Origin of the sequence: Mesorhizobium sp. B2-4-17, assembly GCF_006441275.1 — a bacterium.
GTDB lineage: Bacteria > Pseudomonadota > Alphaproteobacteria > Rhizobiales > Rhizobiaceae > Mesorhizobium.
The window spans coordinates 1-15,059 of record NZ_VFUX01000037.1 but is presented as its reverse complement, the minus strand read 5'-3'; the positions used below and the strand labels follow the sequence as shown (position 1 = coordinate 15,059).

12 protein-coding genes and 1 pseudogene are annotated in these 15,059 nt (G+C 61.3%); 12 read left to right on the top strand and 1 reads right to left on the bottom strand.

Features of this window, described 5'->3' with window-relative positions:
* Nucleotides 1-114: 114 nt before the first annotated feature.
* Nucleotides 115-2,112 (bottom strand): FAD-dependent oxidoreductase, encoded by a 1,998-nt coding sequence (locus tag FJ548_RS24955; protein WP_140690148.1) that lies wholly within the window; start codon nt 2,110-2,112, stop codon nt 115-117.
* Between the two features lie 130 nt (nt 2,113-2,242).
* Between FJ548_RS24955 and FJ548_RS24950 the strand changes: the two genes are divergently transcribed.
* The 12 genes and pseudogenes from FJ548_RS24950 to FJ548_RS24895 form a co-directional block, all read left to right on the top strand.
* Nucleotides 2,243-3,241, top strand: a complete 999-nt coding sequence (locus FJ548_RS24950) for a helix-turn-helix domain-containing protein (protein ID WP_181168897.1) — start codon at nt 2,243-2,245, stop codon at nt 3,239-3,241.
* A 153-nt stretch (nt 3,242-3,394) separates the two neighbouring features.
* Nucleotides 3,395-4,081, top strand: a complete 687-nt coding sequence (locus tag FJ548_RS24945) for a GntR family transcriptional regulator (protein WP_140779232.1) — start codon at nt 3,395-3,397, stop codon at nt 4,079-4,081.
* A 477-nt stretch (nt 4,082-4,558) separates the two neighbouring features.
* Nucleotides 4,559-5,470 (top strand): dihydrodipicolinate synthase family protein, encoded by a 912-nt coding sequence (locus FJ548_RS24940; protein ID WP_140779231.1) that lies wholly within the window; start codon nt 4,559-4,561, stop codon nt 5,468-5,470.
* On the top strand, nt 5,463-6,980 hold the full coding sequence (locus FJ548_RS24935) for an aldehyde dehydrogenase (protein WP_140779230.1): 1,518 nt from the start codon (nt 5,463-5,465) through the stop codon (nt 6,978-6,980). The genes FJ548_RS24940 and FJ548_RS24935 overlap by 8 nt, the downstream gene beginning before the upstream one ends.
* A complete protein-coding gene (locus tag FJ548_RS24930; RefSeq protein WP_140779229.1) occupies nt 6,977-8,308 on the top strand; it encodes an FAD-binding oxidoreductase in 1,332 nt (443 codons plus the stop codon). The genes FJ548_RS24935 and FJ548_RS24930 overlap by 4 nt, the downstream gene beginning before the upstream one ends.
* An 82-nt stretch (nt 8,309-8,390) precedes the next feature.
* Entirely contained in the window at nt 8,391-9,242 is an 852-nt protein-coding gene (locus tag FJ548_RS24925) for a glycine betaine ABC transporter substrate-binding protein (protein ID WP_140779228.1), read from the top strand.
* Between the two features lie 75 nt (nt 9,243-9,317).
* Entirely contained in the window at nt 9,318-10,409 is a 1,092-nt protein-coding gene (locus FJ548_RS24920; RefSeq protein ID WP_140779227.1) for a glycine betaine/L-proline ABC transporter ATP-binding protein, read from the top strand.
* Nucleotides 10,410-10,424: 15 nt separating this feature from the next.
* Entirely contained in the window at nt 10,425-11,273 is an 849-nt protein-coding gene (locus FJ548_RS24915) for an ABC transporter permease subunit (RefSeq protein WP_140779226.1), read from the top strand.
* A complete protein-coding gene (locus FJ548_RS24910) occupies nt 11,270-12,130 on the top strand; it encodes an ABC transporter permease subunit (RefSeq protein WP_140779225.1) in 861 nt (286 codons plus the stop codon). The genes FJ548_RS24915 and FJ548_RS24910 overlap by 4 nt, the downstream gene beginning before the upstream one ends.
* 19 nt (nt 12,131-12,149) lie before the next feature.
* Nucleotides 12,150-13,148, top strand: a complete 999-nt coding sequence (locus FJ548_RS24905) for a 4-hydroxyproline epimerase (RefSeq protein WP_140779224.1) — start codon at nt 12,150-12,152, stop codon at nt 13,146-13,148.
* A 239-nt stretch (nt 13,149-13,387) separates the two neighbouring features.
* A complete protein-coding gene (locus tag FJ548_RS24900) occupies nt 13,388-14,377 on the top strand; it encodes a GlxA family transcriptional regulator (RefSeq protein WP_140779223.1) in 990 nt (329 codons plus the stop codon).
* Between the two features lie 260 nt (nt 14,378-14,637).
* Nucleotides 14,638-14,985, top strand: a pseudogene (locus tag FJ548_RS24895) (phosphoglycerate dehydrogenase); the annotation flags it as partial.
* Nucleotides 14,986-15,059 lie beyond the last annotated feature (74 nt).

Genomic DNA, 15,059 nt, shown 5'->3' with positions numbered 1-15,059 from the left:
TGCCCAACCAACCGTGGGATCCCTGGGCATCGGCGAGCGGGCCTCCGATTCGGGACGGTTGCGTCTCCTCAACTTCCGCGAATGGCCAGTTGAAGATGGTCAGTGTCTGGCAGTCTAGATGGATTGGCCGAGCACCCTCCCCTCGTAGATTGCCGCCACGGCGAGCCGCGGCGCCAATGCGTCGCCGATGACCTTCGGTCTCAGCGCGGGTACCTGCTCTTCAAGTTCATCCAGCACCCACGTATCTGAGACGTTGGTGGTTGCAAGGACCAGGGTATCGGCCTTTATGACCGTTTCGGTCCCATCGAGATGGCTCCTGACAGTCGCTCCGTCCCCGTGCCATTGCTTGACCACAGCGTCAGTTATCCAGCGGCCACCTGCATTTTTCAGGCGTGCGCGAGCGACGCCGTCGCTTTCCGTCCGCTGCAGGTAACGTCCGAGCACAGGCCAGGACGTGACGACGGTGACGCGATGGCCACGCGCCACGATTTCGAGAGCGGTGCCGAGACCTCGCCAGTCACCTGTGTCGTCGATGAGCAGCACATGATCGCCCAAGCGTGCTGTCCTCGTCATCACGTCCTCGACTGACCAGACATTGGGCAAGTCAACACCCGGAAGGCGGTCTTGCCCAGGCAGGCCACGCTGGAACCCCGTGCCCGAAGGCTGCGAGCCCGTTGCGATGACGATTTCCTCGAAGTCGCGGCCGGTAATCTCGTGGGCATCAAGCGGGGTATTGAAGAGCAGGCTTACGCCCAGCCTGGTCAACTGTCGTTCGTACCAGTCAATCAGTTCCAGGATTTGAGACCGGCGCGCTTGCAGGCCAGCGAGCCTGAACTGCCCGCCGAGTTGCGGGCCTGCCTCGGCGAGCGTCACGCTATGACCGCGCTCGGCGGCGACGCGAGCCGCTTCGAGACCGGCCGGGCCGCCTCCCACCACCAGCACGCGCTTAGGTGTCTCGACCCTTGCGAAGCTGTCGCCACCCCATTCGAATTCGCGGCCAGCTGAAGGATTGACGAGGCACGAGATCCAGTAGTCCCTCGAGCGTCTGCCCCAGCACATCTGGTTGCATGAGATGCAGCCGCGAATGTCAGTGTCGCGGCCACTCGCCACTTTGTTCACCCAGTGCGGATCCGCGATCTGGCCGCGCACAATGCTGATCATGTCGGCCTGACGCGACGAGATAACCTCGTTGGCGTTTTCCGGCGTGCGGATGTGACTTTCCGCCTGGACGCGAGTGTGTTTGCAGACCTCTTTCAACGCCTGGGCGTTGGGGGCGCCCAGTTTGTCGGCAAACAAGAAGGTCGGCATGACGGAGGAGTGGTCGAAGTAGCTGCCCGTGCCGCAACTGATGTAATCGATCAGGGCGCGCGTATCATGGTAGGCGGCGATCTCCTGGAGCAGTTCCGTATTCATCCCGACATCGACCGAGGCATCGATGCTCGAGGCGAGACCGATGATGAACTCGTCACCAACCGCCGCACGTATGCGCGAGGTAATCTCGGTCGAGAAACGCATCCTGTTTTCGAAGGAGCCGCCCCAGCGGTCTTCGCGCCGGTTCGACCATGGCAACCAGAATTGTTCGATGAGCGAATTATAGGGGCCGAACAATTCCACGCCGTCGAAGCCGCACTCCCTGGCTCGGACAGCGGCGCGAACGAAGCTCTCGATTATCTCCTCGATCTCGGCTTCCCGCATCCGATGGCTGCCGTCTCCATCGTGGTAGGACGGCAGGCCCGATGGTGACCAGTTCGCCGAGTAGGAATTGTCGTAATCCCCATGCTGGCCGACATGGTAAAGCTGGTGGACCATAACCGCGCCTTCGGCCTTGCATGCATCGGTGATCGCCCTGAAGCCGGGGACCACCGCATCGTCGTCGTGGCGAAAATTGCCCCGAGTCAACCGAGCCGTGCGGTGGACCGGCATCGGCTCGACCACGATCATGGCCGCGCCTCCCCTGGCCCGCTCCAGATAGTAGCCCAGGTGCCGCGCTCCAGGCAGACCGTCGTCGGCCATGTTGGCGGTATGGGCACCAAAATTGATCCGGTTGCGCAGCGTCTTGTGGCGCAGCTGGAGCGGCTCGAGAATTTTCGGGAATGCCGACTTCAGCGTCATCTTTGGTTTCCGCGCCGTGAGCGCTCACCTGATTGGGATGACCGAACATTAGCGGTTCGCGAAATTCACGAATTGTGATTTCGATATGTTTTTCATAAGAATTGGACGGATCCGCAAGGAGGGGCTAGCTTTGACGACCGCGCTGAAGGCACCTGATCGCGTAGGACTTCCCTACCTGAAGATCGGCATCATCCTATGCCCGAGCTTCACGCTGACCCCGATGGCGAGCTTCGTGGATGCCATTCGACTGGCTGCCGACCGGGAGGATCAGAGCCGCCAGGTTTATTTTTCTTGGGACTTCATTTCAGCAGGGCAGCATCCGGTGCGTGCGAGCTGCGGTCTGCAGATGGTTCCGAGCGGAAATCTGGACGATCCAGGCAGATATGACTGCGTTGCCGTATGCGGCGGCCTCGCGCGAGACATGGGGGGAATCCCGCAAAGGACGTATGACTATCTGCAGGCTGCGGACCAACGTGGCATCCCCATCATCGGTTTGTGCACAGGCAGCTTCGTTCTGGCACAGGCGGGCCTTCTCAACCATCGGGAATGCGCTTTGCACTTCGATACCCTGGGCGAATTCGTGGCCAGGTTCCAGAATGTCAGCCCCGTCACCAACCAGAACTATGTTATTGATGGCAACATCCTCACCTGTCCGGGGAGCATCGTGGCCATTGAGGTCGCGGCCTTCCTCATTGCGCACTACAGCAATGTCGGCAGAGCTCAAAAGGCCCTCAACTATCTCCTCTTCAAACCCGAGGAGCCTCGCATCGCTCTCAGAACGAAACCTTACGAGGAGGCGCTCGGGGCGGCGTCGCGGCTGACTGTGGAGGCCGTGAAGGTGATGGAGACGCGTATCGACGCGCCGTGCTCGATCGACGAGCTCGCGCGTTCTCTGAACACCTCTAAGACACGCCTGAACCGGGCTTTCCTGGCAGATCTGCAAACCGCACCAGCCATATTCTGGCGGCGGATACGTCTCCTCGCCGCGCGTGAGCTGCTGGCGAGCCGACGGCGCAGCGTTACCGAAATTGCATATGAGACTGGCTTCAGCGATACGGCGCATTTCTGCAGCTGTTTCAAGAAGCACTTTTCGATGACACCCCAGCAATTCAGGCGGATAGGGAAATAAGATGATGCGGATGCAAACGTCGGCGCATCGGAACAGACCTCGCTCTCCGGCCATATTGTGTACGAGGAAAATACAATCCGTTGACTCACGCAGGAGCCCATGCGACTCTGTGCGAGCATGATCGACTGGCAGAGATGATTCCGAAGGTGCGCGATGAAGGGAAGCAAGGGCAGTCTCTACGACGATCTGAAGCGCCGCATCCTGACGATGGAACTCGATCCGGACGAGGACCTGGATGAGGTGGCGCTGAGCGAGCGCTATGGCTTGTCGCGCACCCCGGTGAGAGAAATCTTTCGGCGGCTGGAAGGCGAAGGCTACATCGAAATCCGCGCGAACCGGGGCGCCCGGGTCGTCCCTATGAACCATTCGACCCTTCGACAATTCTTCTTGGTAGCCCCTATGGTCTACGCCGCTATCGGCCGGCTGGCGGTGCAGAATTTCAAGCCTTCACAAATGTCGGACTTGAAGGACACGCAGGAGCGTTTCCGCGAGGCGAGCAAGTCAGGCGACCCACTTTCCATGGTGGTCGAGAACAACAGGTTTCATGAGATCATCGGCGAGATGTCCGGCAACGTCTATCTGCAGCCCAGCCTCGGCCGCCTGCTGATCGATCATGCCCGTATCGGCCATACCTTCTTCCGCCCGCGCAATGATGACATGCGCAAGCGCCTCAGAATTGCAGTCGAACACCACGATTGTTTCATCTCGGCCATCAGCGGTCATGACGAGGATGCCGTCGTCGACTTGGTGTTCGAGCACTGGGAATTGTCACGCGAGAACATGGAGATGTTCATCGCGCCACAGGGCATGAAGGCAGATGCCTTGGTCGGCGATAACTGACGGCATCGCCGCGATTTTCAGATCGGCCCTTTGCCGCTTCATAGCTCGTCTGGCCTGTCGGTCGGGGTATGGCAGGCCTTGCTCGCGAAGGTTGCCTCAGCATCCACAAGGCACGTCTGCCGGTCCCTAAAGGCGCACCTCGCGCTTCAGTTCTGATCTGACACGCCGGCTCGGTCGCGAGCGATTCTCTCCTCGCGGGCTGGTCGGCTTTGCCAGCGGCAGGACCGCTGTCGCATTTCTCCGGACGGCGCTCCGGTTCACACCTTCTGTCGCGTGTGTTTTATCCGTATAAAATTTGTGTACTCAAATAATACAATCCGTTGACTCCGGCTCTCCGCTGTGCAATCCTGCGCGGCATCAAATGCGATCGACCGGTTTCGGGCGCTGGGGATTCTCACCGGAGAGTTCGCGGACAGTTCCCCCTTGGCTGAATGACGCTTTGGTCGAAACGGCCACTCCATCGACGGAGACATTGTCTTGAAATTCGAGGGCATCTACACGCCGGCGGTCACTCCGCTCGGCCCGGACGGTCAAATCGATCACGCCGGTTTCGCGGACGTTCTGGAGTCACTCATCGAAGCCAAGGTGCACGGCATCATCGTCGGCGGATCGACCGGTGAATATTATGCCCAAACCGCGCAGGAGCGCTTCGATCTCGGCGCTTACGCCAAGCAAGTGATCGGCACCCGCCTTCCGCTGATCATCGGCACGGGCGCCATCAGGACCGAGGACTCGGTCGAATACGCCAAGTCGGCGAAGGAGATCGGCGCCGACGCGATCCTTGTATCCTCACCGCCATACGCCCTGCCGACGGAGCGCGAGAATGCGGTGCATGCGCTCACCGTCGACCGCGCGGCCAACCTTCCGATCATGCTCTACAACTATCCTGCTCGTATGGGCGTGATGATGGGCGAGGAGTATTTCTCCCGCGTTGGGAAGTCCCGGAACGTCGTCGCCATCAAGGAAAGCTCCGGCGACATGGGCAACCTCCACCGGCTAGCCCGCAAGTTTCCGCACATCGCGCTTTCCTGCGGCTGGGACGATCAGGCGCTGGAATTCTTCGCCTGGGGCGCCAGGAGCTGGGTCTGCGCCGGCTCGAACTTCCTGCCGCGCGAGCATGTCGCGCTCTACGAGGCCTGCGTGCTCGAAAAGAACTTCGACAAGGGCCGCGCCATCATGAGCGCGATGCTGCCGCTGATGGACTTCCTCGAATGCGGAAAGTTCGTCCAGTCGATCAAGCACGGATGCGAGCTGATCGGCCTGAAGACAGGCGGCGTGCGCGCGCCGCTGCGGCCTTTGAATTCTGAAGAAAAGCGATCCCTGCAGACTGTCGTCGCCACGCTGAAGCGCACGGTCGCCCAGATCACGTCGGGAGCCAACCATGCATGAGCCTTTGACCGCCGCCGAATACAAGGCACTCGCCGCGGAGCTGCAATTCCCGACCAACGCCTTCATCGACGGGGCGTTTCGTCCGGCGAATTCCGGCAAGACCTTCAAGACGACCAATCCGGCAACGGGCGAGGTTCTCGCCGAGATCGCCGCGTGCGATGCCAGTGACGTCGACTTTGCCGTGGCAAAAGCCAGGGAGGCTTTCGACGATGGGCGCTGGCAGCACCTCGCGCCAGGCGAGCGCAAGGCCGCGCTGCTGAAGTTCGCCAAGCTGCTCGAACGCAACCGCCACGAGCTGGCGGTCATGGAAAGCCTCGACAGCGGCAAGCCGATCCGCGAATGCCAGACGGTCGATGTTCCCGACACCATTCATACCATCCGCTGGCACGCCGAGCTGATCGACAAGCTCTATGACAACACCGCGCCCGTCGGCTCTAAGGCGCTGACCATGGTGGTGCGCGAGCCGGTCGGCGTCGTCGGCTGTGTCCTGCCCTGGAATTTTCCGCTCTTGATGCTGGCCTGGAAGATCGGCCCGGCGCTGGCCGCCGGCTGCTCGGTGATCGTCAAGCCGGCGCAGGAGACAACGCTGACCACGCTGCGTGTCGCCGAGCTCGCCCATGAGGCCGGCGTCCCGCCTGGCGTCTTCAATGTTGTCCCCGGCGGCGGCAAGGACGTGGGCGAACCGATCGGTATGCATATGGGCGTCGACATGGTGGCGTTCACCGGATCGACGCCGACAGGCCGCCGTTTCCTGCGCTACGCCGCCGACTCCAACCTCAAGCGCGTCGTGCTGGAATGCGGCGGCAAAAACCCTGCAGTGGTTCTCGAGGATGCCGAGGACCTCGACCTCGTCGCCGAGCAGGTGGTCAACGGCGCGTTCTGGAACATGGGCGAGAACTGCTCGGCGACGTCGCGGCTCATCGTCCACGCCAAGGTCAAGGACGAGCTGCTGCAGCGCATCGGCGCTTACATGCGGGAATGGAAGATGGGCGATCCGCTCGACCCGGAAAATCGCATCGGTGCGCTGGTCAGCAAGAACCATTTCGAGAAGGTGAAGTCTTTCCTCGCCGACGTGAAGGCCGAGAAGCTCTCGATCGCCCATGGCGGTGCCACGCACAAGGGCGCGTACATAGAGCCGACCGTTGTCGACGGGGTGACGCCTGCGAGCCGCCTCTTCCAGGAGGAAATATTCGGGCCGATCCTGTCGGTCACGACCTTCAATTCGCTGGCTGAGGCGATCGCGCTTGCCAACGATACGAATTACGGGCTCACCGCATCCGTCTACACAGCAAGCTTGCGCAAGGCGATCAAGCTTTCGCGCGAAATTCGGGCCGGCGTGGTCACGGTCAACTGCTTCGGTGAAGGCGACGCAACCACGCCGTTCGGCGGCTACAAGGAATCCGGCTTCGGCGGGCGCGACAAGTCGGTCTTCGCGCATGACAATTACTGTGAGCTGAAGACGGTCTGGATCGATCTCTCCGACCGTTCCGTCGACGAGACCATCCGGTGAGCGATCTCGTCGTCAAGCGGCTTCCGGCTGAATCCGGAACCTCGGGCTGGGAGGCGATCAGCAGGCGCTGCTTCCCTGTCCGCACGCTTGACGGCGATATCAAGGCGGACTGGCTGATCATCGGTGGCGGCTTCGCCGGCCTTTCCGCCGCGCGGCGGCTGGCTCAACTGCGGCCCGGCGACAGGATCGTGCTCATGGAAGCCGGAGAGATCGCCAAAGGCCCCGCCGGCCGGAATTCCGGCTATATGATCGACACCCCGCACAATTTGTCGTCGGGCGAATATTCCGTCGCCGGCGAGGCCGAAACAAAGGCGGAGATCGCCGAGAACCGTTTCGCGATCGCCTTCGCCGCCGAGGCGGCGGCGGAATACGGCATGTCCGCGCGCACCTTCGATCCGTCGGGCAAGATCAATGCGGCGGCGACCGAGCGCGGCATGACGCTCAATGCCAATTACGGCCGCTCGCTCAAGGCGATCGGCGAAGAGCATCGCTTGCTGAGTTCGGATGAGATGCGGCAGATCACCGGATCGTCCTACTACCTCGGCGGCCTCTATACGCCCGGCGCCGTGATGATCCAGCCCGCCGACTACATCCGCGGGCTCGCCGCCGGACTGGCCTCGAAAGTCGACATGTTCGAGCATTCGCCGGTGCTCAAGCTCACCCGGGCTGCGGGGGCCTGGAAGGCGGTGTCGCGCACCGGAAGCGTCACCGCGCCGAAAGTGATCCTCGGCGTCAACGGCCATATCGATGATTTCGGTTACTTCCGCGGCCGCCTGATGCACATCTTCACCTATGCGTCGATGACTGCCCCTTTCACCGCGAAGTCGACGGGAAAGGACCGGTGGGCGTTGCTTCCCGCCGACCCGATGGGCGCCACCGTCAGGAAGATAAGCAGCGACGGCCTCTCGCGGATCGTGATCCGCACCCGGTTCACCTATGACTGGCCCGTCCGGGTCAGCGAAAAACGCCTGGACGGGATCGCGTCCGAGCAACGGGCATCGCTCAATGCCAGGTTCCCGGACCTCAAGGACGTGCCGTTCGAATATGTCTGGGCCGGGAGGCTTTGCCTCAGCCGCAATCACGTGCCCGCCTTCGGCGAGATCGAAGAAGGCCTCTATTCGGCGTGCTGCGAGAACGGCCTTGGCACCGTCAAAAGCACGCTCGCTGGCGTCATGGCCGCGGACCTCGCGACCGGCACCCGCTCGGGCATGCTCGACAGATATTCGGATCAGCCTCAGCCCGCACGGCTTCCCCCCGAGCCGCTTACGTGGCTGGGCGTGAACACGGTGATCCGACTGCAGGAATTGCGTGCTGGCCGCGAGGGATGAGCCCTGGCCGCGCAATGTGAAGGCTGAGCAGGCGCAAAGTCTTCAAAATGGGAATGGAAACGAAAACTAAGGAGTGAGGAACATGAAGACGTTGTGGAAAGCGCTCTGCGCTGCCGCGATGGTCGGGATGACCATGTTTTCGGCCCAGGCCGAGGAAAAGACCATCACTATGGGGACGATGTCGTGGGAGGATCTCACTCCCATCACTGGCATCACCAAGAAGGTGCTGGAAGACGCAGGCTACACTGTCAAGGTGGTCGACTCCTCCGAATGGGGCATCGCCTACGCCGCGCTGACCAAGGGCGACATTCAACTGCTCGCCTCGCAGACCGACTATGTCGCCCAGGATTATTGGGACAAGAACAAGAAGCGTCTCGAGAAGGTCTCCCCGGTTTCGCACGGCCTGTACCAGGCCATTGCGGTGCCGAACTACGTGACAATCGATTCGACGGATCAGCTGAACGACAACGCCGACAAGTTCGGCGGCAAGATCGTGGGCATCGAACCTGGCTCGGGCCTGATGCGCGACGCTGCCAAGGCGGTGAAGGACTACGGCCTGAAGCTGCAGCTGGTCGAAGGCAGCACGGCCGCCATGACGGCCGCCCTGAAATCGGCCATCGATCGCAAGGAATGGATCGCCGTCACGATCTGGGAGCCGTCCTGGATGATGCAAAAATTTCCGGTGAAGTTCCTGAAGGACCCCAAGGGTGTCTTCCCGCCGCCGCAGAGCTATTACTGGATCGCCAGGAAGGGTTTCTCGGCTGACCATCCGCATGCTCGCGAGGTCATCGCCTCAGTCTATGTGCCGCTCGCCGATATCACCGCGATCAACGGAGCGGTCAGCGACGGCAAGAAGATGGATGAAGCCGTCAAGGCCTGGACTGAAGCTCATGCCGATCTCCTGAAGCGCTGGGAAAACATCAAGAGCGAGTAACGCTGGCATGGCGGGCCGCCGAACCGGCTGCCCGCCTTCAAACACGATGGCCATTGGTGGCCGATGGGGAATGCAATGAACACTGCCTTGAATGCCCCCAACGAAGTTCTCGTCGACTGCAAATCCGTGTGGAAAGTTTTCGGGAGCCGCGCGCCAGCCGCCGTCAAAGCCATCTTGGAGCGCGGGCTTTCCAAGAAGCAGGTGCTGCAGGAATTCAACTGCGTGGTCGGCGTCGCCGATGCCACGTTCCAGGTCGGCCGCGGCGAGATCTTCTGCGTCATGGGCCTCTCGGGAAGCGGCAAGTCGACGCTGATCCGACTGCTTAATCGCCTGATCGAGCCGAGCCTCGGCAATATCACCGTCAAGGGAAAGGAGATCGCCAAGCTCAATGCCGCCGAGCTGCGCGACATGCGTGCCCGGAACATCGGCATGGTGTTCCAGAGCGTCGCGCTTCTGCCTAACCGCACGGTCCTTGAGAACGCCGGCTTCGGCCTAGAGGTGCGAGGCATTGCCAAGGAAGAGCGAAACAAAATCGCCCGCGCGGCGCTGGAAAAGGTTGGGCTTGCCGATTGGACCTCGCGCTATCCCTCGGAACTGTCCGGCGGCATGCAGCAGCGCGTAGGCCTCGCCCGGGCGCTGGCGGCCGACCCGGAAATCATCCTCATGGACGAGCCGTTCAGCGCGCTCGACCCGCTCATCCGCCGCCAATTGCAGGACGAGTTCCGCGAGTTGACCAAGTCGCTGGGCAAGTCCGCGGTATTCATCACGCACGATCTCGAGGAAGCCATTCGCATCGGCGACCGCATCGCCATCATGAAGGACGGCGTCATCGTCCAGATCGGGACGGCCGAGGACATCGTGACCAAACCCGCGGACGACTACGTCTCCGATTTCGTCGCGGGCATTTCCAGGATTCATCTGGTCAAGGCGCACTCGGTGATGGTGCCTGTGAGCGAGTTCAAAAGCGCGCAGCCGCAATGCGACGTGAACGCGCTTCCCCGGACTTCACCCGAAGCCGACATCGGTGAGCTCATCGATCTGACCACGCAGTCCGATCGCGATGCGGTAGCTGTGGTCGAGGACGGGACTGTCGTCGGCATCGTCACTATCCGCGGCTTATTGCGTGGTGTCGCCGGCAAGCCCACCGGAGAGCTGGTCGCCGCATAGCTCGGGAGGAGCATCATGGACATCTCGACCATAACCGACACGTTCGACAGCTGGACGGACACGGCTCTCGGCTGGATCAGCGACAATGGCGACTGGCTGTTCGAAACGCTGAGGGCAGTGCTTGAAGGAACCTATGACGGGGTCCTCTGGCTGCTGCAGCTCGCACCGTTTTATGTGATCGCGATCGTCGCGGCGCTGGTCGCGTGGCGGTTGATCAACAGCTTCGCTGGCGTGCTCGCCGGTCTTGCCCTCGTCTTGTGCGCGGTAATGGGTCTCTGGGCCGAAACGATGAGCACGCTCGCCCTGGTGATCACCGCCACCATGCTGGCGCTGCTGTTCGGCATTCCGATCGGCATCGTGGCAGGATTCGTGCGTGCATTCGATCGCTTCCTCGAGCCGATACTCGACCTAATCCAGACGCTGCCGCCCTACATCTACCTTCTGCCGGCGATCGCGCTGCTGGGCTACGGGCCGGCGACCGCGCTCGTCGCTACCTTCATCGTCGCCATGCCGCCGGCCATCCGGCTCACCGCGCTCGGCATCCGCATGACGCCGCGCGAATTCGTGGAGTTGGGACACGCGACCGGCCTGACCCCATGGCAGATGTTCGTGAAGATCAGGCTTCCTTTCGCCATTCCAAGCGTGATGGCGGGCATCAACCAGAGCCTGATGATGGCATTCGGCATGGTCGTCATCGCCGGCATCGTCGGTTCGGGCGGTCTCGGCGAGACAATCTATTCGGCCGTGCGCACGCTCGACATCGCCACCTCGATCAATGCCGCGATCGCCATCGTCATCCTGACCATGGTGCTCGACAGGCTCACGCAGAGCGCAGCCCGCCGAGCCAAGGGAGTCACAAGATGAATTTCGCTCTGCCCAGCTTTTCGCCGGGGGCTTACCTCGCCCCCGCCGTGGATTGGCTGAACACCAATTTCCATCCGTTCTTCGATGCCGTGGCCAGATCGATCGAGGCTGTCTTGAGCGGAATCGAGGCCGCCCTGCTCTATCCGCCTGCCTATGTGACGATCGTCGTGGCCGTGGCGCTTGCTTTCTTTCTCGTTGGCATCCGGGTTGCGATCGTCACTGCCATCGCACTTGCCTTCTGCCTGCTAGCCGGCTTCTGGGCCGCGTCGATGCAGACGCTGGCGCTGGTGACGGTGGCGGTGATCATCTCAGTCTCGGCCGCCTTCCCACTCGGCATCATGGCCTCGCGCTACAAGAAGTTCGAGGCCGCGATCCGGCCGGTGCTCGACATCATGCAGACCGTGCCGCCATGGGTCTATCTCATCCCGGCGGTCATGATCTTCAGCCTCGGCCGCGTTCCGGCGATCATCGCCACGATCGTCTACGGCATTCCGCCGATGCTGCGCCTGACGACGCTCGCCTTCAACCAGGTTCCGAAAGACCTGCTGGAACTTGGGCAGGCCACGGGCGCTTCGCCGCGATCCATTCTCTTCAAGATCGAAATCCCATCCGCAACTCCGACCCTCATTGTCGGCCTCAACCAATGCATCCTCCTCTCGTTGGCGATGGTGGTGCTGGCCGGACTGGTCGGCGCGGGTGGCCTCGGCGCGGAAGTGACCCGTGGTTTGACCCGCATGGAGATGGGCCTCGGCCTGCGGGCCGGTCTATCGATCGTCGCAATCGCCATCTTCCTTGACAGGTTTTCGAGGGGCGCTCTGCAGCGCAGCCGCGCACCCGGCGCGGCAAAGACCGCCTGAAGGGAGGAAATGTAAGATCATGCGCCGCAGCTTCTTCTGCATAGATGCCCACACATGCGGCAATCCGGTTCGGCTCGTCGTCGGCGGCGGTCCCTTGCTGCCACACGCCCCGATCGCCGAGCGCCGCGAGATGTTCATGCGCGAGCATGACTGGATCCGCCAGGCTCTCATGTTCGAGCCGCGCGGGCACGACATCATGTCGGGCGCCATCATCTACCCCGCATATCGCGAGGACTGTGATTTCGCCGTCATCTTCATCGAAGTCAGCGGCTGCCTGCCGATGTGCGGCGCCGGCACGATCGGACTGGTAACGGCAGCCATCGAAGAGGGCCTCGTAACGCCCCGGGTTCCAGGCAGGCTCTCGATCGAGACACCGGCGGGAAGAGTGGATATCCAATATGAGAAGCCAGGCGAGTTCGTAGAGTCCGTGCGGATGTTCAACGTCGCGAGCTATCTCTATGCGGCCGATGTCAGCGTCGATGTTCCAGGGCTCGGCCCGCTCGTCGTCGACATTGCTTACGGCGGCAATTTCTACGCGGTTATCGAGCCGCAGGAATTTTGGCAGGGGTTGGACGGCATGTCGGCGAGCGACATCATCGACCTCAGTCGGCGTCTGCGCGACGCCTTGGCACCCGTCTGCAATCCGGTCCATCCCGAGGACGAGAGGATCAGCGGCGTGCATCACGCCATCTGGTGCGACAGGCCTTCGGGCAGCGATGCCGACGGCCGCGGCGCGGTGTTCTATGGCGACAAGGCGATCGACCGTTCGCCGGGCGGCACAGGGACCTCGGCGCGCATGGCGCAGCTCCATGGCAAGGGACGCCTGAAAGTTGGCAATAGCTTCCGCCAGGAAAGTCTGATCGGCACAGTGTTCGAGGGCCGTGTTGAGGCAGAGATTGGTGTTGGACCTTTCAAAGGGATTCGGCCGAGCGTCGGCGGCTGGGCACGGATCATCGGCCACAACACCATATTCGTGGATGATCGTGATCCCCTGGCCCACGGTTTCCAGCTCAAATAGATTGGGACCGACGCATGATGCAGTGGCGGACGCAAAGCTGGGGTGTACCATCCGATGTTGTCCGACGCGTAATGCAATGGCGCGCACATTTCGACTGTCAAATCGTTGTGAACCATCCGGGAACGACCGCAGTCGGCATCACGGTGACGCACTCGGTAGATCGATCGGGCGCTGGCCCGAAAGCACTCTTTCGAGAAGCCAGGGCGCTGTCGGCCAAGTAAGAAAAGATCAGGCGCAAAATGAAACCAGCGAATGAAATTCCCGGAATCGACCGACTGAAGATCGGCTTTATCCTGGCCCGTTCGTTCACTCTTTCCGCATTCGCGCTCTTCGTCGACACCCTTAGACTGGCCAGCGACGAGTCGGATAGATCCGGGAGGGTGCGGGCCGATTGGCAGGTGCTGGCCAGCACGAGAAATCTGGTTACATCAAGCTGCGGGGTTCAGGTCGCGCCGACATCCGACTTCGTTGACCCCAGTCAATTCAACTACATCGTCGTGGTCGGCGGTCTTCTGAACTGCGAATATCCGGTTGACATCCCCACGATCGGCTACCTCAAGAATGCCGCAGCCAAGAGGGTTCCACTGATTGGTATTTGCACGGGAACATTCATTCTGGCTGAAGCTGGCCTCATGAAACACCATCGGACCTGTGTAAGCTGGCTTCACTTCCAGGCTTTCCGCCAGCGTTTCCCGGATCACGAGGTCAGGGCGGATCGGCTCTTCAACCTTGACCGCAGCAGGGGTTCTTGTGCCGGTGGGAGCAGCGCGGCTGATATGGCGGCGTCAATCGTCAGGCGTCATATCAGCCGGGACGCCGAGAGAAATGCGCTTGAAGTATTGCAGATCGAAAAGGCACGCTCGGCCATCGACATCCAGCCCCGCCGACCCCCTTTCATTGACTGCCAGGACCCTAGGCTCAAGGCGGCACTCATTGTGATGGAAAACCACGTAGAAAACACGATTTCCATTGCCAAAGTGGCCGGGTTGATCGGCTTGTCCCGAAGGCAACTCGAGCGTCTCTTCAGAGACAAGACGGCCCTATCTCCGGCAAACGTCTATAAGAGGGTCCGTCTGGAACGAGCAAAGCAGCTTCTCATGCAGACGAGAGCTCCGATGATCGAGATTGCGATCGAGGTCGGCTTTGAAAATGCTTCGCACTTCGCGAGACTCTTTCACAAGACGTTCGGCCAGCCTCCCAGCAAGTACAGGTCAGCGGGGTCGAGCTGAGGCGAGGCCCAGCGGATGGGCGGTCGCTGATCACAGATCAGGCGACCGGGCGAAAGAATCCGGGCAGATGTCTCAAACTGGTGGTGTGATTGTCGCAAGCATCGCAGCCACAAACGGACATTTACGATCTAGCTCGCATCCGCCAGCAGACGGGTATCCATGCCGCCGCGAAACGTGGTGCGCTGTTGGCACGGTAATACCCGGCACGAACCGCGCATTTGCGAGCACAAACAGGGTCTCACAGAGAGGATAGCTCCCGCATGTCGACTATTGCTGAGATGAAGGAACAACTTGACCGCGAGAGGAACATCACTCGCTCAGGCCCCCCAAAGGCCCCGTCGAATCCCTTCTTCGGAGTGGGTCCTATTACGGACGCGACCATCGACGAGGTTGCGGGAAGGCTGCGTCGGGTCGAGTTCGATGCCTGGTTGGAGGCCAACTACCGCAAGCTCGACGACAAGGGCAACGACCTTGGTCCGTTCACGACGGCTGAGATTGGCCGCAGCATGCATCGAGGCTATCCGGCAGACAAGATTCTAACCGACATGATGCGCTCCATCCATCAATACTTCGAATTTCCGAAGCAGAATCTGATGGCCGTGGGACTAGAGCGTCGGGCGAATAGGGTGAATCGTTGGGATTCCCTTTTCGACTGAAGTCTGATTCCTATGGATGCGGAGGT